Consider the following 22,522-nt stretch of genomic DNA (forward strand, 5'->3'; position numbering starts at 1 on the left):
CCCAAGGTTGCCGCTGCGCCGTCAAGGATCTGCGAAACCGCACAGCGCGTGCGGGATGCGGCATCTGATCGGCTACGGCGTACCGAGGTCCGTGGTGATCAGCGTCGTATGCGGCATCGGCATCCGGCAACGTTGCGCACGCACGAGGCGCTGCCGGGTTGCGCACGCACGAGGCGCTGCCGGCGCGCGCCACCTTCCCTCAACTTTCGCACGCGTCGGCCGATACTGATGCCGACTCCTCCAGAACTTCGCCCGTGATCCTCGATTTGCGGCGGGATTTCCGCCTCGGCATCGTCAAGATGCTCGGGCCGATCACCGCGCTGTTGCTCTGCCTGTACGCGGTGTACCTGGCCATGCATGGCCAAGGGGTGGCATGTGCGTTGACTGCCGCGCTCGGCCTGGTCGCGGTGTGGCGTGGCTGGCGCATGCGCAGTGCCGAGCGCACCGGACGCGGTGGAGTGTGGCTGGCCTCCATCAATGTCGCTGGCTGCCTGATCGGCTGCTGGAGCGGCGGCGACGGCGCCCTGCCCTGGTTGTTCCCGGTGCTGGCCACCAATTATTTTCTCTGCGGCCCGCAGCGCGCGGTGTTGCTGAGCCTGCCATTGCTGGCGGCCTTGCTGTTGCTACCCGGCTTGATCGTCAGCCCTGGCCAGGGCATCTCCACCGTGATGGTCACCTTGGTGACGCTGGCGGTGGGCTACGCGTTCTCGGTGCGCATGCAGGACGACCGCGTGCATCTGGAAGAACTGGCCTCGCTGGATGCGCTGACCGGGCTGCCCAACCGGCGCATGCTCGAGCGCGCGCTCACCCATCAGATCGATCAGCGCCAGCCGCAGGATCGGCTCAACAGCCTGATCATCCTGGACCTGGACCACTTCAAGGACGTCAACGATCTGTACGGGCATGCCGCCGGCGATGCGGCATTGGCTGACCTGGCCACGATCCTGCGGTTCGAGGTGCGTGAGCCGTACCAGGTGTTCCGTTTCGGCGGCGAAGAATTCGTGGTGCTGCTACGCGCCGGCTCGCTGGCGGAACTGGAAGCGGCCACCGAGCGCTTGCGCAAGGTGATCCGCAACGGATTACGCGGGCCCGGCGGACGCATCACCGTGTCGCTGGGCGCGGCCCGCCACGATGGCGAGACGCACTGGCAAGACTGGTTTTCGCGTGCGGACGCTGCGCTGTATCTGGCCAAGAACGGCGGCCGCGACAGCGTGCGCATCGCCGACTGAGTCATCCAGCGCTGATCGGCGATTGCCGATCAGCGATTGATACCGTAATGCATGGGCGGGACGGCCGCGCGGCCGCCCGCCCTGCCATCTCAGCGCTCGGCCACTGCCACCGGCGCGGCCGGTGCATCGCCTTGCTTCCAGCCACCCAACGCCTTGTAGACGCCGACCACGCCGACATTGACCGCCGCTTCGGCCTGCGCCAATGCATCGTCGGCCGCCAACTGGGTGCGCTGTGCATCCAGCAGGGTCAGGAAGTCTTCCGAACCCTCGCGGTAGCGGATCTGCGCCAGTTGCTCGGCACGCCGCGCCGCGTTGGCCTGGTCCACCACGATCGCCAGGCGCGCCTGCTGACGCCCGTAGCCGGTCAAGGCATTTTCGGTGTCTTCCAGTGCCAACAGCACGGTCTGCTGGTACTGCGCCAACGCGCCTTCGGCCTGCGCCTTGCTGGCACGCAGGCGTGCACGTACGGTGCCGAAGTCGAACGCGGCCCAGCTGATCGACGGCGTGATCGACCACGCCTTTGCGTTGCCCTGGGTCAACCTGGCCGCATCGCCAGACAGAAAGCCGACAAAGCCGCTCACGCTGATGCGCGGGAACAGATCGGCCGTGGCCACGCCCACCTGTGCGGTGGCCGCAGCCAGACGCCGTTCGGCGGTGCGCACGTCCGGGCGTTGCCGCAGCAAGCTGGCGGTATCGCCAAGCGGCAAGGCGCGGGCGAACGGCGGTGCGGTACGCGGAACCAAAGTGGCATCCAGCGCATTCGGCTGTTGACCGAGCAACACGGCGATCCGATGGCGGTACTGCGCTTCGGCAGTTTCCAGCAACGGAATGTCGGCTTCGATGGCCTTCAAGCGTGCCAGGCTGCTCTGCACATCCAGCTCGCTGCCGGCGCCCAGGTCCCAACGCGTCTGCGTCAGCTTCTGGGTGTCGCGCAGGTTGGTCAGGGTGCGCTTGGAGACGTCCAGCTGCTTTTGCGTGCCGCGCAATTCGAAATAGTTGCGCGCCACTTCCGCCGCCACCGTGACCTGCACGTCCTGCAGGCCGGCCTGCTCGGCTTCCAGGTCGGCACGCGCCGCCTCCGACGCACGCCGCTGGCGGCCGAACAGATCCAGCTCCCACGCCGCATCCAGACCCAGCGTGGTCTGCTCGGTGAGGAAACGCTGATTACCGGCGATCACCTGTTGTTGTTCGCGGCGATCGAAGCTGCTCTGTGCAGTGATATGCGGCGCCTGGTCCAGCCGGCGTTCGACGAACACCGCACGCGCCTGCTTGACGCGCGAGACGGCAATGCGCAGATCGTGGTTGGCGAACAACGCATCGCGCACCAGTTGTTCCAGCACCGGGTCATCGAACTGCGACCACCAGTTGCCCACCGGCGACTCGGCGCTGTAGGCCGCATCCTGCGCGCCTTGCAGCGTCACCGCGGCCGGCGGTTCGGGGCGGTAATCCGGCCCGACCGCGCAACCACTCAGGATCGCCGCGGCAAGCGCGGCGCCCAGCAAGGTCCTCACCATGGCAGCACCTCGCCCAGGTGGGTGAAGCTGCCATTGGGGCCGTGCGCATCGATCAATGCCATCTGCACGCTGCTGTGTGCGCCCTGCTCCACGTCGATCTCGCCGACGCCACCGTTCATGTCGGTTTTCACATAGCCCGGGTGCACCATGTTGACCTTGATCGCGCTCTCGCGCAGCTCATGGGCCAGGTGCACGGTCCAGCTGTTGAGTGCGCTCTTGGAGGCGTCGTAGGCAGGTATCTTGAAGTCATAGATCGGCGAGCCCGGCTGTGTGTGCAGGGTCAACGAGCCGAGGATGCTGGAGACGTTGACGATGCGCCCGGCCAGCGAACGACGCAGCAGCGGCAGGAACGCCTTGGTCACGCCGACCACCGCAAACAGGTTGGTGTCGAAGGTGCGCTTCCAGGTGTCCAGGCTCTGCTCGGACGGCTTGCGCTGCATGTCCTCGATCATGATGCCGGCGTTGTTGATCAGGATGTCCAGGTGGCCGTGACGCTGCTCCACCGTGCCAACGGCCGCGGCGATGCTGATGTCGTCGTTGACGTCCAGCTGGATGGCTTCCACCGGCAGGCCTTCGGCCTGCAGCTTGAGTGCGGCGGCGACGGCGTCATCGCGCTTGCGGCCAGCCAGCAGCGTGTGCACGCCGGCCTGGGCCAGTTGACGGACGGTCTCCAGGCCGATGCCGCGGGTGCCGCCGGTGACCAGTGCGATCTTGTTGGTGCTCATGTGCAATGTCCTTCAAAGATGGGGGAAGAGGAATCAGGCCTTGACCGGATCATGTGCCACGGCGGCGGGTTCGCCACGGGTCACCCACTTGCGCAGGGCCACGTAGAACACCGGCGTCAGGAACAGGCCGAACAGGGTCACGCCCAACATGCCGGCGAACACGGTGATGCCGGTGACCGAGCGCACTTCTGCGCCAGCGCCATGGCCGAACACCAGCGGCACGGTGCCGGCGATGAAGGCGATGGAGGTCATCACGATCGGGCGCAGACGCAGGCGGCAGGCTTCCAGCGCGGCTTCGACGATGCCCTTGCCGTGCATCTCCAGTTCGCGGGCAAACTCCACGATCAGGATCGCGTTCTTGCACGCCAGGCCCATCAACACCACCAGTCCCACCTGCACGAACACGTTGTTGTCGCCACCGGTGAGCCATACGCCGAACAAGGCAGACAGCAAGGTCATCGGCACGATCAGGATCACCGCCAGCGGCAAGGTCCAGCTTTCGTACAACGCGGCCAGCACCAGGAACGCCAGCAACACCGCCATCGGGAACACGATCAACGCCGAATTGCCCTGGATGGATTGCTGATAACTCAGATCGGTCCACTCGATGTTCATGCCGTTGGGCAACACCTTCGGCGCCATGCCGGCCAGCGTCTGCATCGCCTGGGCGGACGACAGCATGCGCGTGTCCGCTTCACCGATCAGATCGGCGGCCGGGTAGCCGTTGTAGCGGATCACCGGATCCGGGCCGTAGGTCTGGCCCAGCGTGACCATGCTGCCGATCGGCACCATCTGCCCGCGATCGTTGCGTGTGCGCAGGTTGGCGATGTCTTCGACGCTGTCGCGGAACTGTCCATCGGCCTGGGCGATCACCTGATAGGTACGACCGAAGCGATTGAAGTCGTTGATGTACGCAGACCCCAGATAGGTCTGCAGCGTGTCGAACACATTGGTCAGCGGCACACCCTGCGCCTTGGCCTTGTCGCGATCGACCTTTGCATCGAGCTGCGGCACGTTGGCCTGATAGGTGCCGATCGGGAACTGCATGCCCGGCGTCTGCGAGATCGCACCGGACATCGCCGTTACCGCAGTCTGCAACTGCCCGTAACCGAGCCCGGCACGATCCTGGATGTACAGCGAATAGCCGGAGCCTTGACCCAAGCCAAGAATCGGCGGCGGCATGAAGGCGAAGGCGAAGCCCTTCTCGATCTGGCTGATGCGCGCGTTGATCTCGGCATTGATCTGCGCTGCGGTCCGGCTGCGTTCGCTGAAGGGCTTGAGGGTCAGGAACAGGGTGCCGGTGTTGGGCGTATTGGTGAACTGCAGTGGATTGAGGCCAGGAAACGCCACCGCGTGTGCAACGCCCTCGGTCTGCAGCGCAATATCGCTGATCTGGCTGATCACCTCGCTGGTGCGCTCCAGCGATGCGCCTTCGGGCAGCTTGGCACCGGCGATCAGGTACAACTTGTCCTGGGTCGGAATGAAGCCGCCCGGCACCAGTTTGAACATCACCCCGGTGCCGACCAACAGCAACAGATACACCATGAAGACCATACCGCGCTTGCCCAGCGCGCGCGAAACCGCACCCTGATACTTGTGCGAGCTGGTGTTGAAGAAGCGGTTGAACGGACGAAAAATCCAGCCGAACAACCGGTCGATCAACCGCGTCGGACCATCCTTCGGGGCGTCATGGGCCTTGAGCAGCATGGCTGCCAGTGCAGGCGACAGGGTCAGCGAGTTGATCGCCGAGATCACCGTGGAGATGGCGATGGTCACCGCGAACTGCTTGTAGAACTGGCCGGTCACGCCCGACAGGAACGCCATCGGCACGAACACCGCGCACAACACCAGCGCGATGGCGATGATGGGCCCGGACACTTCGCGCATCGCCTGATGCGCAGCAGCCAGCGGGCTCAAACCTTCTTCGATGTTGCGCTCGACGTTTTCCACCACCACGATCGCATCGTCGACCACGATGCCGATCGCCAGCACCAGGCCGAACAGGGTCAGCGTATTGATCGAAAAGCCAAGCACATACAGCGCCGCGAAGGTGCCCACCACCGACACCGGCACCGCCAGCAACGGAATGATCGACGCACGCCAGGTCTGCAGGAACAGGATCACCACCAGCACCACCAGCAGCACCGCCTCCAGCAAGGTGCTCACCACCGCCTTGATGGAATCGCGCACGAAGATGGTGGGGTCGTAGGCCGCCGACCAGGCCATGTCCTGCGGGAACTGTTTTTCCAGCTCCGCCATCTTGGCGCGCACCGCATCGGACAACTCGATCGCATTGGCGCCCGGGGACTGGAAGACACCCATGCCCATCGCGCTCTTGCTGTCCAGTTGCGAGCGCAGCGTGTACTTGCCGGCACCCAGTTCCAGCCGCGCCACATCCGACAGGCGCACGATCTCGCCGCTGGTACCGCTGCGGATCACGATGTTGCCGAATTCTTCTTCGGTGGTCAGGCGGCCCTGTGCATTGATCGACAGCAGGAACTCGCTCTTGTTCGGCATCGGCTCGGCGCCGAGCTGGCCGGCGGACACCTGCACGTTCTGCTCGCGGATGGCGGCCACTACATCGCTGGCGGTGAGCCCGCGCGCGGCGACCTTGTCCGGATCCAGCCAGATCCGCATGGCGTAATCGCCGGCACCGAAGATCTGGATCTGGCCCACGCCCGGCAGGCGCGACAGCTCGTCCTTGACCTTCAAGGTGGCGTAGTTGCTCAGGTACAGCGAGTCGTACTTGCCCTTGGGGGAGGTCAGATGCACGACCATGGTCAGCGTCGGCGACTGCTTCTGCGTGGTCACACCCTGGCGCCGCACGTCTTCGGGCAGACGCGCCTGCGCCTGACTGACGCGGTTCTGCACCTGCACCTGCGCCTGGTCCGGATCGGTGCCCGGCTTGAAGGTCACGGTGACCACCAGCACGCCATCGGAGCCGGCGACCGACTTCATGTACATCATGTTTTCCACGCCGTTGATGGCTTCCTCAAGCGGCGTGGCGACGGTCTCGGCGATGACCTTGGGATTGGCGCCCGGATACACCGCACGCACCTGCACGCTCGGCGGCACCACTTCGGGGTATTCGCTGATCGGCAGCAGCGGCATGGCGATCAGGCCGGCAGCGAAGATGATGATCGACAGCACCGCCGCAAAGATCGGTCGGTCGATGAAAAAACGGGAAAAGTCCATTGGGGTGGTCCTGAAAGAGGTTGCCGCCGGGTGGCGGCGCGACACGCCCCGCCCTGAACCGGCCTGATGAAAAGGCCGGTAGTCACGGGCGGGCGATGCAGCGATGAATCAGTGCAGCGGTCGAACCGGCTGCGCAGCCGCCGGACAGGCGCGACTGCTTGCCAGGTGTGATCGACGAGGCTTATTTGGATGCGGTGCGCTTGTCCGAGGTGGGCACCATCGCCACGGCCTTGGCATCGACCGGCATGCCGGGCATGAAAATCTTCTGCACACCATCGACCACCACGCGGTCGCCGGCCGCCAACCCCTTGCGCACGATGCGCAGACCATCGGCAGTGCGGCCAAGCTCCACATCGCGTCGCTGCGCCTTGCCATCCTTGTCGACCACGTACACGTACTTGCGGTCCTGGTCGGTCAGCACGGCCTTTTCATCGACCAGCATGGCCTTGAACTGGCCGCTGCCGAGCAACTGCACATGCGCATATAGGCCGGGCGTGAACTGCCGATCGGCGTTGTCGAGCACGGCACGCACGCGGATGGTGCCGGTGCTGCGGGTGACCTGGTTGTCGAGGAAATCCACGCGCCCGCTGTGAGGGAAGCCCTGCTCGCCGACCAGGCCGATGCGCACCGGCAACTCGCCGCCACGTTCGTCCGGACGCTCGCCGTTGCGGCTCATCTGCGAGTAGCGCAGGAAGGTGCCTTCATCGGCATCGAAGTACACGAACACCTTGTCCAGCGACACCAGCGTGGTCAGCACGCTGGCGCTGTCGCCGGCGGTGACCAGGTTGCCGGCGGTAACCATCGCGCGCCCGGCGCGGCCGTCGATCGGGGCACGCACGCGTGTCCAGTCCATGTTGAGCTTGGCGGTGTCCACGGCGGCCTGTGCGGCCAGCACTTCGGCATCGGCCTGGTCGGCCGCGGCGCGGCGTTGTTCCCAGGTTTCGGTGGAGATGGCCTGCTGCTCGGACAGCTTGCGCGCACGCGTCGCTTCGCTGCGGGCCAGGCTGGCCTGGGTGCGGGCACGCACCAGCGCGGCATTGGCGCGGGCAAACTCGGCGCGGTAGCTGCGGTCGTCGATGCTGAAGAGCACATCGCCCTTCTTCACTTCGGTGCCTTCGGCGTAATTGACCTTGTCGATATAGCCGGACACGCGCGGGCGTAGTTCCACGCTTTCCACCGGCTCGATGCGGCCGCTGAATTCATCCCACTGGCTGATCTCTTTCAGCAGCACCGGGGCGACACTGACGCTTGGCGGTGGCGGAGCACCGGTCTCGGCGGCCTTGCTGCCGCAACCGGCCAACACGACCGCGAGGACAGCGCCCGTCAATACAGTACGCAAGGGAAAACGGAACGGGGTGGCGTTCGGGGTCATGGGGAAATCTCTCGGGTGGGAAGGGGAAACTGCAGACCGGCCAGGCGGCCAGCCGACGGTGCGGTCTGCGGGCGACGGCTGACGGTCACGATGGCGTGTCCGGGCTGACTAGGCCCGGCGATCAACGAGACGGCGGCGCGGCCGACGTCCACGGCCCGGATCCATTCCGGGCAGGCCTCCTTGGCACGGCTGGGCGTGCACACCGGCTGCTCGACCGACAGCAGGTGCACGCGCACGCCCAACGGCTTGGCTTCTTCGTGCAGCACCTGCGCCAGCATGCGGGTGGCCGCCGCGGCGATGGAGATATCGCCGTGCGCCGACCACGCGCGCAGTGCACACGGGCTGCCGAGCAACAGGTAACGGCCGCCGCCATCGGCCTCGGCCAGTAGCGGCATCAGATGCCGGGCGGCCGCCAGGTGCGGAAGCAGGTCGCGGTCCAGCCGGCGGCGCAAGGCGCTGACCGGGCGGTCCAGCAGGCGGCCGGCCTTGAGCGGGCTGCCCAGGCTCGCAACCACCGCCGCCAGCGGGCGTGGACGTTGCGCCAGCTCGGCAGCCAGCGCCTGCGCGGCGGCGTCATCGGCCACCGAGCCCTGCACCGTCTCCAGCAAGGGGCTGTCGCTATGACGGGCGCGCAACGCAGCCAGCTTGGCAGCATCGCGGCCGACCACCAGCACCGGCAGCTGCGCCTCGAGCAGCGCGGCAACGATGCCGGCACCGACGTTGCCCGCGCCACCCAGGACGACCGTCTCGGATTGGACCATCCCAGTCACGGGACTTTCACTCCCGAAATCGGGACAATCCCACACATGGCCCAACGTGCAGATAGCCCGCTGCGGCGCACCGGCGCACCGCCGGCCTGCCGCTTGGGCGAGGCAGCAAAGGCGCGCGAAACGCTGGAATGCCGGCGTTTTACCGGCATCTGCACTGGATCGAACGCGCTCTCAAGGGCGTCGCGGGGATTGGGGGACAAGCCGAGAAGTTGGCGCAACCACATGGCGGCGCTCCTGCGTGGAGGGGATGCCGCATAAGCTAGGCCTCAAAGCAGCACTTGATTAGTCCGGATTTAGGGGAATAATCGTCCCGCAAGCGGTCCAATCCCTCCAGACTCCGGAAGGCACCCCTCATGACCCACGATCTCAACGACACCCTGATCTTCGTCAAGGTGGTCGAACAAGGCAGTTTCATCGCTGCCGCCAACTCGCTCGGCCTGCCCAAGACCACGGTCAGCCGCAAGGTGCAGGAACTGGAAACCCGGCTGGGTGCCCGCCTGCTGCACCGGACCACGCGTCGCATCGGCCTGACCGAAGCCGGCGCGGTCTATCACGAACACTGCCAGCGCATTGCCCGTGAACTGGAAGAAGCCGAGAGCGCCGTCGGCCAATTGCAATCGGGCCCGCGCGGCTGGTTGCGCTTCACCGTGCCGTACTCGCTGGGCATCACCTGGATCGCGCCGTTGCTGGGCGAATTCCACGCGCAATACCCGGAAATCCAGCTGGACATGCACCTGGGCAACGAGAAGCTGGACCTGATCGGCGGCGAAGCCGATCTGGCCCTGCGCGTGGGTGCCCTGCCCGATTCCAACCTGGTTGCGCGCAAGCTGGGCAGCCTGCGCACGCAGGTGTTTGCCAGCCCGTCTTACATCGAACGCTATGGCGAGCCGCTGCATCCGGACGAGTTGCAGTTCCATCGCACGCTCGCCCTGCGCAAGAACCGCAACGTGCACAACAACCGCTTCTTCTGGTCGCTCAGCGACGGCAGCGATGTGCGCGAATTCCCGGTCAATCCGTTGATGGTGGCCAACGACCCGGCCGCGCTCAATGGTGCGGTGCTGTGCGGCGAAGGCTTGTTGCTGACCGGCGATGTGATGGCCAAGCCGTTCGTGCAATCGGGCATGGTGCGGCGTGTACTGGCCGGTTGGACCGGGCCGGAAGTGGACTTCAACGCGGTCTTTGCCGGTGGCCGGTTGGTGTCGCCGAAGGTGCGGGCGTTCGTGGATTTCCTGGTGACACGCCTGAACTTCGATGCCGATTACATGATGGCGCAGTGCCCTGCACGGCTGGCCGCACAGCGCGCCAATGGGGATGCGGAGGTGGAGGTTGAAGTGGAGGCCGAGTTGCGCGCCGAGGGTAAGCGCATTTTGGAGAAAGCTACGGCGTGACGGGCGTTTTGTGCGGTCTCGACGCGTAGCAAAGCAGGTGTTCCTTCTCCCAGTGGGAGAAGGTGCCTGCGGGACTGATGAGGGTGAGGCGCGTTGGTTGTTCTGATATTCGTAATCGGATTTGCGTCTAGCTCGCGCAAGAAAGTTGATGCGACGCTTTAAGCGAATCCCTGATCCCGACATTCCATTCCCGGCTTCAACGCAGAGCTTTCGCGCCTGCGGCGCGAGTTCCTTTTGTCTTGGCAAAAGGAACCAAAACCGCTGTCGCCGACGCAATCCGGTGCGGTGAAGCCGCACCTGTGCCCTGCGCTCCTCGCCACGCGTGGCACGGCGCCCAAACTCGCTACGCTCAGACAAGGGCGCCTCTTCGGCCACGCGCAGCTGCGGTGCTCGGCTTGCTTTAAGGCGACTGGGTGAAGCAGGAGCAAAAGCGGAACAGCGGTGCCGAAGCAAAGTTTCAGGCTTGGCAGGCGACGGATCGCTGTGTTGATCGCAAACAGGGCAATACAGCGACAGCGACAGCGACAGCGACAGCGACAGCGACAGCGACAGCGACAGCGACAGCGACAGCGACAGCGACAGCGAGTTCAATGATGAGGAATGCAGACGTTTTGTTGGACGTTTTTTTGCTCTTGTTTTTTGTTTGTGTTGGCGTTTTGCGTAACCAGTGATCTGGACCTTGCTCTTACTTCAGGCCGTCTGTAACTCAAAAAAAGGCCGCTTTCGCGGCCTTTTTTATGCATCCGGTGACGCCAGTTACACGTCACATGACGCCATCAAACTCAGCGCATGCCGGTAGTGCTGGCGGCGCCTTCCTGGCGTAGCGGAATCAGGCGGATTTCGACGCGGCGGTTCTGTGCGCGGCCGGCGTCGGTGCTGTTGTCGGCGATCGGGTAGCGCTTGCCAGCGCCCATGGTTTCCATGCGTTCGCGCTGCACGCCCTGGGCGGTCAGGTACTGGGCCACCGCGTTGGCACGCTCTTCGGATAGGCGCTGGTTCACCGCATCGCTACCGACGCTATCGGTATGCCCCACCACTTCCACCATGGTCTGGTTGTACTCACGCAGTGTCGAGGCCACGCCGTTGAGCGCGGTGTAGAACTGCGGCTTCAACGCAGACTTGCCGAAGTCGAAGGTGATGCCGTCGGGCAGGTTCAAGGTGATGTTGTCGCCCTGGCGCTGCACGTCGATGCCGGTGTTGGCGGTGCGCTCGCGCAACGCGCGTTCCTGACGATCCTGGTACTGGCCAACGGCCGCACCACTCAATGCGCCGATACCGGCACCGATCATCGCGTGCTGGCGGCGTTCGGTGGCGCTGTCGCCGGTGAGCAGGCCGGCGGCGACGCCGATCGCGGTACCGATCAGCGCATTGCGGCCGGTGCGGTTCTGCTGTTGGGTCTGGTCGCCGTACTGGTCGCGCTGCACGTACGAGCCGCCGGTGGCGCAGGCGGACAGCGCGATGGCGCTGGCCAAGGCCACGGCAAGGCTCTTGCTGGCTGCTGGGGACATGGTGTTCTCCTTTGGCCGGACCATCCGGCGCTGAATCGTGCCGCGAGGATAAACAGCGCAACGCGACTGGCACATGATGAAATCGCCCACCGCCAGCGCTCGGCTAGCGGTTCGTTCAGGAAAACGTTTTCGCTTAGCCGCGCGTGCCTGCGTAGGCCGCCAACGCGGCATCGCGCCCTTCGGCCAGGCCGATGATTGGCGCGCGCGGATAGGTCGGTGCCAGCCGCGCCAGCGACAAAGGATGCAGCCACGGTGCAAAGCGCTCTTTCACCGGCAATGCCGCCAGCTCGGGAATCCAGCGCGTGATGTAGGTGGCTTGCGGGTCGAATTTCTCGGCCTGCGTCACCGGATTGAACACGCGGAAATACGGCGCGGCATCGGCGCCAGTGCCGGCCACCCACTGCCAGCCCATCGTGTTGTTGGCCAGGTCGGCATCCACCAAGGTGTCCCAGAACCAGCGCGCGCCCTCCAGCCAATGCACGCGCAGATGCTTGCACAACAGGCTCGCCACGATCATGCGCACGCGGTTGTGCATCCAGCCGGTGTGCCACAGCTGCCGCAGCCCCGCATCGGCGATCGGGATGCCGGTGCGCCCGCGCTGCCATGCGTCCAGCGTGACCGGATCCACCGTGGCCCAGTCGAAGCCGGCAAAGCGCGGGTTGAGGTTTTGCGTGGTGGTGTCCGGGAAGTGATGCAGCAGGTGGTACGCAAAATCGCGCCATCCCAACTGGCGGATATAGCCGTCGATGTCCACGCCATTGCGCGCGCTACGCTGCGCCTCCAAGGTGCTGGCAATGCGCCAGGGCGCGATCTCGCCGAAATGCAGATGCGGCGACAACTGCGACGTGCCAACGCGGTCGGGACGGTCGCGGTTTTCGCGGTAACCCGACAGCGCTCCGTCGACAAAGATCTCCAGCATCTCGTGCGCACCGGCTTCGCCCGGCTGCCAGTGTTCCCAGAAGCCCTGGTCCCATGCCGGCGTGGGCAGCAGGTTCAGCGCATCGACGTGCACACCGTCCAGCGACGCGGGCAAGGGCGGCAGGCTGCGCGGCGCGGGCATGGTATCGGGCAAACGCAGCTGGGTGAGTGCATTCCGCCAGAACGGCGTAAACACCTTGTACGGCCCGCCCTGCTGGGTGGCCAGGGTCCATGGTTCGAACAACAGCGCGGCGTTGCAGCTTTGCACCTCCAGCCCACGCTCGCGCAGGCTGCGCTTGATCTGCGCATCGCGTGGCTGGGTGGCCGGCTCATATTTGCGGTTCCAGTACACCGCTACCGCTTTGGTCTGCGCGATCACTGCGTCCAGCACCTGCGCACTGTCGCCCTGGCGAATAAGCAAGGCGCTGCCGCGCGCACGCAAGGAGGCATCCAGTGCGGCGAGACTGCGATGCCGCCACGCACGCGACGCTGCGCCCGGCGCCCATTGGCCTTCTTCGTGCGGGGCATCGACGTAGAGCGGAATCGGGTCGTGCCCGGCATCGAGCGCGGCGCGCAAGGCGGGGTTGTCCTCCAGACGCAGGTCGCGACGGAACCAGACGATGGCGTAAGACATGCAGACTCGGCAGCGGCAGGTGAGGCCGCGCAGCATAAGCCAGCGGCCGCAACGATGGCGCGATGCCAGCCGCGGAGTCTGTGCGAAGCGTTCGCTGGCGCACCGTCGGTGCCGCGATGTGCGACAGCGATCGCTGCGCGTCATGCCCTGCCAGCCTTACGCGCGCTGGTGCAGCTCCGCGCGCATGGCGTCCCAGGCATCGCTGCTGACACATGCGGTGTCGGGCACCTGCGCCCGCATTCCTCGTCGACCGTCATCCCTGAGGTCAAGATGCCACACGTTGCCAGCGGCTTACTCGAAGCTACCCACCGAATCGTGCGCCAGATTGTCAAAGCGCGTGTATTCGCCGAAGAACTTGAGCTTGCACGAGCCGGTCGGGCCGCCACGGTGCTTGCCGATGATGATCTCGGCCAGGCCCTTGTCGGGCGAGTTTTCCTTGTTGTAGTAGTCGTCGCGGTAGATGAACACGATCATGTCCGCGTCCTGCTCGATTGCGCCGGATTCGCGCAAATCGGCCATTACCGGGCGCTTGTCGGTCCGCGTTTCCAGCGAGCGATTGAGCTGCGACAACGCAATCACCGGCACGTTGAGTTCCTTGGCCAGGCCCTTGAGCCCACGCGAAATTTCCGAAATTTCGGTCGCGCGGTTTTCGCTGTTGCCCGGCACCGACATCAGCTGCAGATAGTCGATGACGATCAGGCCCAGGTCGTGTTCGCGCTTGAGCCGGCGGCACTTGGAACGCAGCACTTCCGGCGACACGCCGGGCGTGTCGTCGATGAAGATCTTGGTTTCCTTCAACATCTTGATCGCGCCGGTGACGCGCGCCCAATCCTCGTCTTCCAGCGCACCGGTGCGCAGGCGTTGCGCATTGATGCGGCCGTTGGAGGAGATCAAGCGCATCGCCAGCTGCGACGCCGACATTTCCATCGAAAACACCGCCACGCCTTTCTTGGACTTGATCGCGGCGTATTCGGCAATGTTCAACGCCAGCGTGGTCTTGCCCATCGCCGGACGTGCGGCCAGGATGATCAGATCGGTCGGCTGCAGGCCGGCGGTCATCGCATCGAAATCGGTGTACCCGGTCGGCAGGCCAGTGATGTTGCCGCCGTTTTCGAAGCGGTTGCGCAGCTCTTCGAACGCGTCCTTCAAGGCGCCCGGCATCGCCACGAAGTCGGTCCGCCCACGCGCGCCTGCTTCGGCGATCTTGAACACCGCTTTTTCCGCCGATGCCAGCAGCTCGACGCTCTCGCGGCCTTCTGGCTGGAAGCCATCGTTGACGATGTTGGTGCCCACTTCGATCAGCTGCCGCAACACCGCCTTGTCGCGCACGATTTCCGCGTAGGCGGCGATGTTGGCCGCCGACGGCGTGGTGCTGGCCAGCTCGATCAGATAGGCGCCGTCGCCCACCTGCTCCAGCTTGCCCTGCGACTCGAACCACTCGCCCAGCGTAACCGCATCGAACGGGCGATCCTTCTCGGAGAGCTCGCGGATGGCGCGGTAGATCAGCCGATGGTCGCGCCGGTAGAAGTCGTTCTCGGTGAGCTGGTCGTTGACCTTGTCGAACGCATCCGGCGCCAGCATCAGGCCGCCCAGCACCGCCTGCTCGGCTTCCAACGAATGGGGTGGAACCCGCAACTGGTCCAGGCGCGGCTCGGGACGATCGTAGTCATCACGATCGCGGTCGCGATTGCGGTTGGAACGGAAGCCGGGACGAGCGGACATGGACGGACAGCCTGACGCGAGGGAGACGGGGGCAGGAAGCATAGTCATCGCCGGCGGCGAGGACCATGCACAACTCTGTGGATAACTGGTGCATAGCCAGTGCACCACAGCCTACGCCGGTGCGGTCTCACTGCCCGCGATGCCCTGCCCCGTCTAGCCTGCGGGCATGCAGGCCCGGCCCGCGCGCTCAGCGTGTGTGGTGTGCGATCCAGGCCAGGAAGCTGTCGACAAATCCCTGCAGGAACTTGCGGCTATCGGCATCGGCAATCTGGCCGTCGGCGCCGAACAAGCCATCCTTGTATTGCAGATAGATCTCCGGCTGGCCGAGCACGTGCATGTCCAGGTAGGCCAGCACGCCTCGCAGATGCTGCTGCGCCAGCGCGGTGCCGATCGCGCCGACCGAGATGCCGGCGATGGCGGCCGGCTTGCCGGCGAAGGCGCTGTCGCCATACGGCCGCGAGGCGGTGTCGATGGCGTTCTTGAGCACGCCGGGGATCGAGCGGTTGTATTCCGGGGTCACGAACAGCACCGCATCGGCGGCGCGTAGTTGCTGCTTGAGGCGGGTGCCTTCGGCCGGGTAACGCTGTCGCGGTCCTCGTTGTACAGCGGCAGGTCGCCGATCTCCAGGAACTCGAACGTGGCCTTGTCGCCGGCCAGCTGCGCCAGCGCCTGGGCCAGCTGACGGTTGTAGGACTGCGCGCGCAGGCTGCCGACCAATACCGCAATGGTGTACTTGCTCATGGGGAACGCTCCGTGGGAACCAGCGCCCCACTGTAGGCAGCGTGGCGCGCACACCCGGTGAAGCGCCGCCCGCGCTACGACCGGACGATGGCGGCCCGCTGCGCGCGCCAGTGGTCCTGCCAGGCCTGGAACATCAGCACGGTCCACAGGTGGGTGTGCCACTTGCGCTCGCCGCCATTGAAGTCGCGCCACAGCCCGGCCACGGTATCGGCAGCGAACACGCCTTCGCGCTGCAGCGTGCCGTGTGCCAGCAGATCGTCGGCCCAGCCGTGCAGGTCGCCGCGCAGCCACGCACTCACCGGCGCACCGAAGCCACGCTTGCCGCGGTAGACCATCGGCTCGGGCAGATAGCGGCACAGCACGCGCTTGAGCAGGTACTTGCTGACCCCGTCGCGGTACTTGAGCGACAGCGGCAACGACCAGGCGAACTCGGCCACGCGCCAGTCCAGCAGCGGCGCGCGCGCCTCCAGCCCCACCGCCATGGTGGTGCGGTCGACCTTGCACAGCAGATCGTCCGGCAGATACGCAGCGAAGTCGGCCAGCATCATTGCGTCGGCCGGCGTGCCCGAGCCATGCAGCGGATCGGCCAGGCTGTAGAAACTGTCTGGCTCGGTCGCACCCAGCACCACCGCGGCCGGGTCGCGCCAGCGTGAGATGCGGTTGCGGTAGATGTCGCCGATGCCGCGTGCGCCCGCCTCGGCCACCAGTGCCGCCAGCCCGCCGGTGCGGGAGGCTTCGCCGCTCTTGCGCGCTGCCACCGCCATCAGCCGCCGCAGCGGCGCCGGTACCAGCCCGTGCATGCGCCAGTTGCGCAGCGCGCGCTGGTAGCGCCCATACCCGAAGAACAGCTCGTCGCCGCCATCGCCGGATAGCGCCACGGTGACGCCACCGCGCGCCAGCCGCGCCACCAGCGCGGTGGGCACCTGCGAGGCGTCGGCGAACGGTTCGTCGAACATGTCCGGCAAGGTCGGCACCACCGCCAGCGCATCGGCGCCGCTGACATACAGCTCGGTGTGATCGGTGTGCAGGTGCGTGGCCACTTCGCGCGCCAGCGGCGCTTCGTCGTGGTGCGAGCCCTCAAAGCCGATGCTGAAGGTGTGCACCGGCTGGTCGCTCTGCGCCTGCATCATCGCGGTGACGATCGACGAATCGGTGCCGCCAGACAGGAACACGCCCACCGGCACGTCGGCCACCATGCGCAGCGCCACTGCATCGCGCAGCACGCTATCGAGTTGATCTTCGGCCTGGGCATCAGTGCCGGTGAATGGCGCGGCCAGCGCACGCTGCATGGCCTCGCGGGCATTCCAGAACGGTTGCTGGGCCTGGTCGGGCCGGTGTGCGGCGGCGCCGGCGGCCACCGCTTGGGCGTCCAGCCGCAGCACCCGCCCGGGCATCAGCTTGAAGGTACGTTCGTGGATGCAGGCCGGCGCCGGGATATAGCCCAGCCGCAACAGCAGGGTGAGCGCATCGCGGTCCACGCCGTTGTCGAAATCCGGGTGCTGCCACAGCGCCTTGAGCTCGGAGCCGAATACCAGCGTGTCACCGGCCCAGCCGTAGTACAGCGGCTTTTTGCCCACGCGGTCACGGGCCAGCGACAGGCAATGGTCGCGTTCGTCCCACAGCGCCAGCGCGAACATGCCGTTGCAGCGCGCCAGTGTGTCGTCCAGGCCCCACTCCACCACTGCGGCCAGCAGCACTTCGGTATCCGAATGCCCGCGGAAGCGGTGCCCGAGCGCCGCCAGCGCCGCGCGCAACTGCGCGAAGTTGTAGATCTCGCCGTTGTAGGCCAGCACGTAGCGGCTGTCGGCCGAGCGCATCGGCTGATGGCCGAGCGGAGAGAGATCCAGAATGCTCAGGCGCTGATGCGCGAGCGCAATACCGGCCTGCGCATCGCACCAGGTGCCGGCATCGTCGGGGCCACGGTGGCGCAAGGCGCCGCCCATCGGCCGCACCAATGCCTCCAGCTGCTCGCCGTGCATGCGCGGTGTTGCCAGCAACAGTCCTGCCAATCCACACATCGTCAGTGCTCCTGCCGGCCGCTCATGCGCTCACCGGCGCAGGCATCGCCACGAAGCCCGGCAGCGCGCGCACCCGCTGCAACCAGTCGTCAATCGCCGGCCAACGCTCCAGATCGAAGCCGCCGTCTTCGGCGCAATGGGTATAGGCGAACAACGCGATGTCGGCGATGCCGTAGTCGGCGCCGGTGAACCAGGCGTGCTGGCGCAGGTGCTGTTCCATCACCCCCAGCGCCTGCTCGCCGCGCGCGCGCAGCTGCGGCAGCTCGGCTCGGCGTGCGGCATCGCGCGGCGTCCACAGGCTGATGAAGCGCGCCACCGCCACGTAGGGCTCATGGCTGTACTGTTCGAAGAACATCCAGCTCAGCGCCTGCGCGCGTTGCCAGGTGTCGGTGGGCAGATACGGCGTGCCTTCGGCCAGCCAGAACAGGATGGCGTTGGATTCGGTCAGCACGCGGCCGTCGTCGCGTTCCACCATCGGCACCTTGCCGTTGGGATTCTTGGCCAGATACTCGGGCGTGCGGGTCTCGCCGGAAGCGCTATCGACCTCGACCCAGTGGTAGCGGCTGCCGAGCTGCTCCAGCAGCAGACGCACCTTGTAGCAGTTGCCCGAGCTGGACATGCCATGCACGGTCAGGGGGGGACGCACGGTCGAGGTCACGCTGACTCCGCGGCAGCAACGAGGGGCTGGCAGTGTCACAGCCCTTCGCGGCTTTGCAAAGCCCTGCCGCGGGCGCACGCGGACGGACGCATCTGCCAGTCATCCACCTGCCTACTGCCACCCGCAACGATGCAGATGGCCTGCAGCCGCCGCCCTGCCGTCATTGCGGCGCTGACTTAGCTGGATCCATCAACGCCTTGCGAACCGCACGCCAATCAGCGCATCACCCATAACGCGAGCGGCACACCGATCACCGCGATCAGCATGCCCAGCAGCGACGCGGTCAAGGCCAGCGCCCCGAACGCACGGGCGCGCCCGCACTGCGCCGCGCCGGCCACGGCCTGCAGCGCGGCAATCGCCCACCACAGCGCGCCCAGCAGCAGCACGAACACGTACATCGCCAGTTGCGCCAGTTCCGCCCCGTTGCGCGCGCCGGTCCGCAGCAGCGTGACATCGCCAGCGAGCGCCACCAGGCCGGCCAACAGACAGACCAGCCACGGCAAGGCGCTGCCCAAGGCGGCCGGCAGCACGCGGCCCAGCGATGCGGTGCTGCCCATCCAGCGCAACACCGGCTTCAGCAACACGCCGCCGAGCACGGCCAGCGCATAGACGCCGATGCCGCCTGCCAGCCGCGCCCACAGTGGCCAGCTCTGCAACAGCATCCAGGCCATCAATGCCGCAGAGACCGCTGCGGTGATCCACGCGCTCCAGCGCAGGCCTGGCTGCTGCGGCATGCGTTGCGCAACGGCATACGGGTCGAACAGCATCCCGCCCAGCCCACCGAGGCGCCACCACACCACGCACGCCAACAGCAGCACGATCAACGCCCCCAGCGCTGCCATCGGCTGCAGCAGTGCGCGCCAGTTGATCGGCGCGCGCGGCGCTGGCGTTGCCAGATCGTGGTTGAAATACAGCAGGTCGCGCGCACGCTCCATGTCGGCCGCCGCACGCTTGATGCCGTTCGGGGGAATGCGGTCGGACAACCGCTGCCACTCGCCGACGATCTCCAAGGTGCCATCGCGCATGGCCACGGTGCGCGAGAAGCGGAACCACGGGTTGGCCACCTCATCGCGCTGCGCCTTTACCGAGATTGCAGGCGTCACGTGCACGCGCACGGTCTGGCGCGCCAGCCGCGGCCCTTCCAGGGCCAGCGGGCTTTTTCGCGCGGCGCTTGGCAGCGTGTCCATCCAGTCGCTGAGCTGAAACAGCGGGAAGCCGACCTCGTCGCCTTCGTCCTTGGCCCATTCAAGCCGGTAGGACTCGTGGGTGCGCGCCTGCGAGCGATCGTCCGGCTGGGTGAGCGTCGGCTCCTCCTGCTGGGTCAGCGCGGTGTAGTACTGCTGCATGTACTCCAGATAGCGTTCGCCCACCGCCTCGGCACCGTCGGCGTCGAACCGCGCCGCGACCGGATCGCCGTAGCCCTGGCGATACACCGTGTCCACGCTGAAGGTCGCCACGCGCGGCGAATCCCCCATAGCGATATGGATGTCTTCTTCCACCTCAACCTGCGGCACCGTCGGCCGCGGCGCGGGCACCGCGACCAGCTCGGTCTGCCCGGCAACCACCGGCAAGCCGCGCACGAACGGCAGTGGGCGGCGCTGCGCCAGTGGACCTTGCTCGCGGTCGCGCGTGGCATCCACCCATACCTCGCCCTGCGGCAGATGCGCGCGCACCACCACATGATCGAAGGCATACGGGCTTGGCAGGCGGTTTTCCAGACCATGGCCGCGCTCGCTGTGCACCAGCACCGGCTCGGCGCGGATGCCGGCCAGTTGCAGCAGCGCGATCAGCAGCGTGGCCTTGTCCTTGCAGTCGCCGTAGCGGTTACGCAGCGTCACCTCCGGCGCATGCGGGGCGTGCGAGTTCTCGCCCATGTCCAGGCCCACATAGCGGATCTCGCCCTGCACGAAGGCCACTGCGCGCAGCAGCGCGCCCTGAGGATCGGTGTTGCGCAACTGCAGGCTCTGCACCATGCCGGCGGCCACCTGCGCATCCTTGAACGCGTGCGGGTAGAGCTGCAGCGCCCATGCCGCCACCGCGCCCCAGCTGCCGGCGGTCGACACTTCGATCACGCCATAGGGGTCGACATCGTCGGGGGCATCTTTCTCCGGCTGCACCGCGGCAATGTTGCTCGCGGCAATCTCCAGCGTGGTCACCCCGTCGGCACTGCTGACATGCCGGCTGAAGCCCGGCGCGGCGATCTTCCATTGCAAGGACAACGTGGAGGGATAGCGCACCCGCACCCGGCGCTCGCCCAAGGGCACGCCGTAGCGCGCATCGAAGACGTCGTAATAGCCCTGGCCAAACACCGGGTTACTGCCGGTGAGGGTCACGCCGTAGTCGACACGGTCACCCACGCGCAGGTCCGGCACGGTGATCGACAGCGTCACTGCGCCATCGATCAGCCCTTCCTCCAAGCCGCTCTCGCGGCGCAGCCGCGCGTAATGCGCCTGCGTGCGCATGTCGATCCGGCGACCGTCGCGCCAGACCTCCAGGCTGTTGAGCACCAGCTGCTGGTACTGCGGCTGGTAGTCGATCGAGATCTGCCCGGCCTCCTCCAGGTCTTTTTCGCGCCGCACGCTGTAGCTCAGCCGCCGGTACGCCTGCGGCGCGCGGCCGGTGAGATCGACCTGGTCAGAGACCAGTTCATAGCGCAAGCCGCTGGTACCGGCCACCTTGTCCGGCACGGCGTCGGCCACCACCCACGCCGGCGCGGGCGCCATACGCGGCGCATCACGGGCCTGCGCGGCCGGCACCGCCAGCACCGCAACGACGGCCAGGCACACCCACACTCCCCACCACACGCCACGCAGGCGTTGCATCACATCCTTGCCGATCAAGCACCCACTCCTCGTCAGAACGCATTGAGCCCGGTCAGGGCCCGTCCTACCACCAGTTGATGCACGGTTTCGGTGCCCTCGTAGGTGATCACCGATTCCAGATTCAGCGCATGCCGGATCGCCACATGCTCGGTGGTGATCCCCGCCGCCCCAAGCAGGTCGCGGCACTCGCGCGCCACATCCAGTGCCATGCGGCAATTATTCCACTTCGCCAGCGAGATCTGTTCCGGGCGCAGCGTGCCGGCCTCCTTCAGTCGCCCCAGTTGCAGCGCCAGCAGTTGCGCGGTGGCGATCCGGCGCGCCATGTCGGCCAGCTTGATCTGCGCGCTTTGCGTGGCCGCCAGGGGCCGCCCGAACAGAATGCGTTCGCCGCTGTAAGCCAGCGCCTCGCGCAGGCAGGCGACCGCCGCCCCGATCGCGCCCCAGGCGATGCCGAAGCGCGCCTGGCTCAAGCAGCCCAGCGGCGCCTTCAATCCCAGTGCATCCGGCAAGCGTTGCTGCTCGTGCACGAAGACATCGTCCAGGAACACCGCCGAGGTGACCGAGGCACGCAGGCTCATCTTGTGGCCGATGTCCTGCGCACGGAAGCCCTCGCTGCGCGTGTCCACCAAAAAGCCACGCACGCCGTCGTCGGTATGCGCCCAGATGATTGCCAGGTCCGCGATGCTGCCGTTGGTGATCCACATCTTGGCGCCACGGAGCCGCCAACCGTCACCGTCGCGCACCGCGCGCGTGGTCATCGCCGCCGGGTCCGAGCCGCCCTGCGCCTCGCTCAAGCCGAAACAGCCGATCACCCGGCCGGCGGCCATCTCCGGCAGCCACTGGCGCCGTTGTGCGTCGCTGCCATAGGCATGGATGGGATACATGCACAGCGACGATTGCACGCTGACAAAGCTGCGCAAGCCGCTATCGCCGCGCTCCAGCTCCTGGCAGATCAGCCCGTACGCCACCGCGCCCAGGCCGGCGCCGCCCTCGCTCACCGGCAGGCTGGCACCCAGCAAGCCCAGCGCTGCCAGCTCGGGGACCAGTTCGCGCGGGAAGCGCGCGGCGTCGAATGCCTCGCCGATGCCGGGCAGCACCCGCGTATCGGTGAAACGTGCCACCGCATCCTGCACCGCGCGTTCGTCATCGCTGAGCTGCGCACGCACGTCGAACAAGTCATCAGGCCGTACCGGCATTGCGCGCCTCCAGGTGGGATGCGGCGATTATCTGCCAGTTGCGCCGTCCACAGGCGACCATCCACAGACGAGCGCTCTGCGCGCGGGCAGCGCCGCGGCGTCCGCACAAACG

At 66.5% G+C, this 22,522-nt stretch carries 15 protein-coding genes and 1 pseudogene; 2 read left to right on the plus strand and 14 right to left on the minus strand.

Annotated elements, in window-relative coordinates:
• Positions 1-254 precede the first annotated feature (254 nt).
• A complete protein-coding gene (locus ACD584_RS18250) occupies positions 255-1,229 on the plus strand; it encodes a diguanylate cyclase (RefSeq protein WP_070692787.1) in 975 nt (324 codons plus the stop codon).
• An 89-nt stretch (positions 1,230-1,318) separates the two neighbouring features.
• Here the strand turns inward: ACD584_RS18250 and ACD584_RS18255 are convergent, their stop codons facing one another.
• The 6 genes from ACD584_RS18255 to ACD584_RS18280 form a co-directional block, all read right to left on the minus strand.
• A complete protein-coding gene (locus ACD584_RS18255; RefSeq protein ID WP_014507299.1) occupies positions 1,319-2,743 on the minus strand; it encodes an efflux transporter outer membrane subunit in 1,425 nt (474 codons plus the stop codon).
• Positions 2,737-3,468, minus strand: a complete 732-nt coding sequence (locus tag ACD584_RS18260; RefSeq protein ID WP_040941522.1) for an SDR family oxidoreductase — start codon at positions 3,466-3,468, stop codon at positions 2,737-2,739. Before ACD584_RS18260 ends, ACD584_RS18255 begins: the two co-directional genes overlap by 7 nt.
• A gap of 33 nt (positions 3,469-3,501) precedes the next feature.
• Positions 3,502-6,663 (minus strand): efflux RND transporter permease subunit, encoded by a 3,162-nt coding sequence (locus ACD584_RS18265; protein WP_076036046.1) that lies wholly within the window; start codon positions 6,661-6,663, stop codon positions 3,502-3,504.
• Positions 6,664-6,844: 181 nt separating this feature from the next.
• A complete protein-coding gene (locus ACD584_RS18270; protein ID WP_011036629.1) occupies positions 6,845-8,035 on the minus strand; it encodes an efflux RND transporter periplasmic adaptor subunit in 1,191 nt (396 codons plus the stop codon).
• A complete protein-coding gene (locus tag ACD584_RS18275) occupies positions 8,032-8,805 on the minus strand; it encodes an SDR family NAD(P)-dependent oxidoreductase (protein WP_175611520.1) in 774 nt (257 codons plus the stop codon). Before ACD584_RS18275 ends, ACD584_RS18270 begins: the two co-directional genes overlap by 4 nt.
• Positions 8,802-9,029: a hypothetical protein gene (locus tag ACD584_RS18280; RefSeq protein WP_076036048.1), complete on the minus strand. Its 228-nt coding sequence runs from the start codon at positions 9,027-9,029 to the stop codon at positions 8,802-8,804. Before ACD584_RS18280 ends, ACD584_RS18275 begins: the two co-directional genes overlap by 4 nt.
• 129 nt (positions 9,030-9,158) lie before the next feature.
• On the opposite strand from ACD584_RS18280, the gene ACD584_RS18285 reads away from it, so the two are divergent.
• Positions 9,159-10,193 (plus strand): LysR family transcriptional regulator, encoded by a 1,035-nt coding sequence (locus ACD584_RS18285; protein ID WP_011036627.1) that lies wholly within the window; start codon positions 9,159-9,161, stop codon positions 10,191-10,193.
• A gap of 782 nt (positions 10,194-10,975) precedes the next feature.
• Here ACD584_RS18285 and ACD584_RS18290 read toward each other — a convergent pair.
• The 8 genes and pseudogenes from ACD584_RS18290 to ACD584_RS18325 all read right to left on the minus strand — a co-directional run bounded on the left by ACD584_RS18290 (position 10,976) and on the right by ACD584_RS18325 (position 22,410).
• Positions 10,976-11,701, minus strand: coding sequence for an OmpA family protein (locus tag ACD584_RS18290; RefSeq protein ID WP_011036626.1), 726 nt, complete (start codon positions 11,699-11,701; stop codon positions 10,976-10,978).
• Between the two features lie 133 nt (positions 11,702-11,834).
• Positions 11,835-13,253, minus strand: a complete 1,419-nt coding sequence (locus tag ACD584_RS18295) for a deoxyribodipyrimidine photo-lyase (RefSeq protein ID WP_175611521.1) — start codon at positions 13,251-13,253, stop codon at positions 11,835-11,837.
• Between the two features lie 291 nt (positions 13,254-13,544).
• On the minus strand, positions 13,545-14,975 hold the full coding sequence (locus ACD584_RS18300) for a replicative DNA helicase (RefSeq protein ID WP_076036050.1): 1,431 nt from the start codon (positions 14,973-14,975) through the stop codon (positions 13,545-13,547).
• Positions 14,976-15,162: 187 nt separating this feature from the next.
• Positions 15,163-15,716 (minus strand): annotated as a pseudogene (locus tag ACD584_RS18305) (NADPH-dependent FMN reductase).
• 74 nt (positions 15,717-15,790) lie between these two features.
• Positions 15,791-17,734 (minus strand): asparagine synthase (glutamine-hydrolyzing), encoded by a 1,944-nt coding sequence (gene asnB / locus ACD584_RS18310; RefSeq protein WP_076036051.1) that lies wholly within the window; start codon positions 17,732-17,734, stop codon positions 15,791-15,793.
• Between the two features lie 22 nt (positions 17,735-17,756).
• Positions 17,757-18,380 (minus strand): glutathione S-transferase family protein, encoded by a 624-nt coding sequence (locus tag ACD584_RS18315; protein ID WP_076037737.1) that lies wholly within the window; start codon positions 18,378-18,380, stop codon positions 17,757-17,759.
• 227 nt (positions 18,381-18,607) lie between these two features.
• Positions 18,608-21,154, minus strand: coding sequence for a DUF3857 domain-containing protein (locus tag ACD584_RS18320; protein WP_175611801.1), 2,547 nt, complete (start codon positions 21,152-21,154; stop codon positions 18,608-18,610).
• Between the two features lie 92 nt (positions 21,155-21,246).
• On the minus strand, positions 21,247-22,410 hold the full coding sequence (locus ACD584_RS18325) for an acyl-CoA dehydrogenase family protein (protein WP_076036053.1): 1,164 nt from the start codon (positions 22,408-22,410) through the stop codon (positions 21,247-21,249).
• Positions 22,411-22,522: the final 112 nt, after the last annotated feature.

It is taken from the genome of Xanthomonas sp. NCPPB 2922, from assembly GCF_041520885.1.
In the GTDB taxonomy this organism is placed as follows: domain Bacteria; phylum Pseudomonadota; class Gammaproteobacteria; order Xanthomonadales; family Xanthomonadaceae; genus Xanthomonas; species Xanthomonas campestris.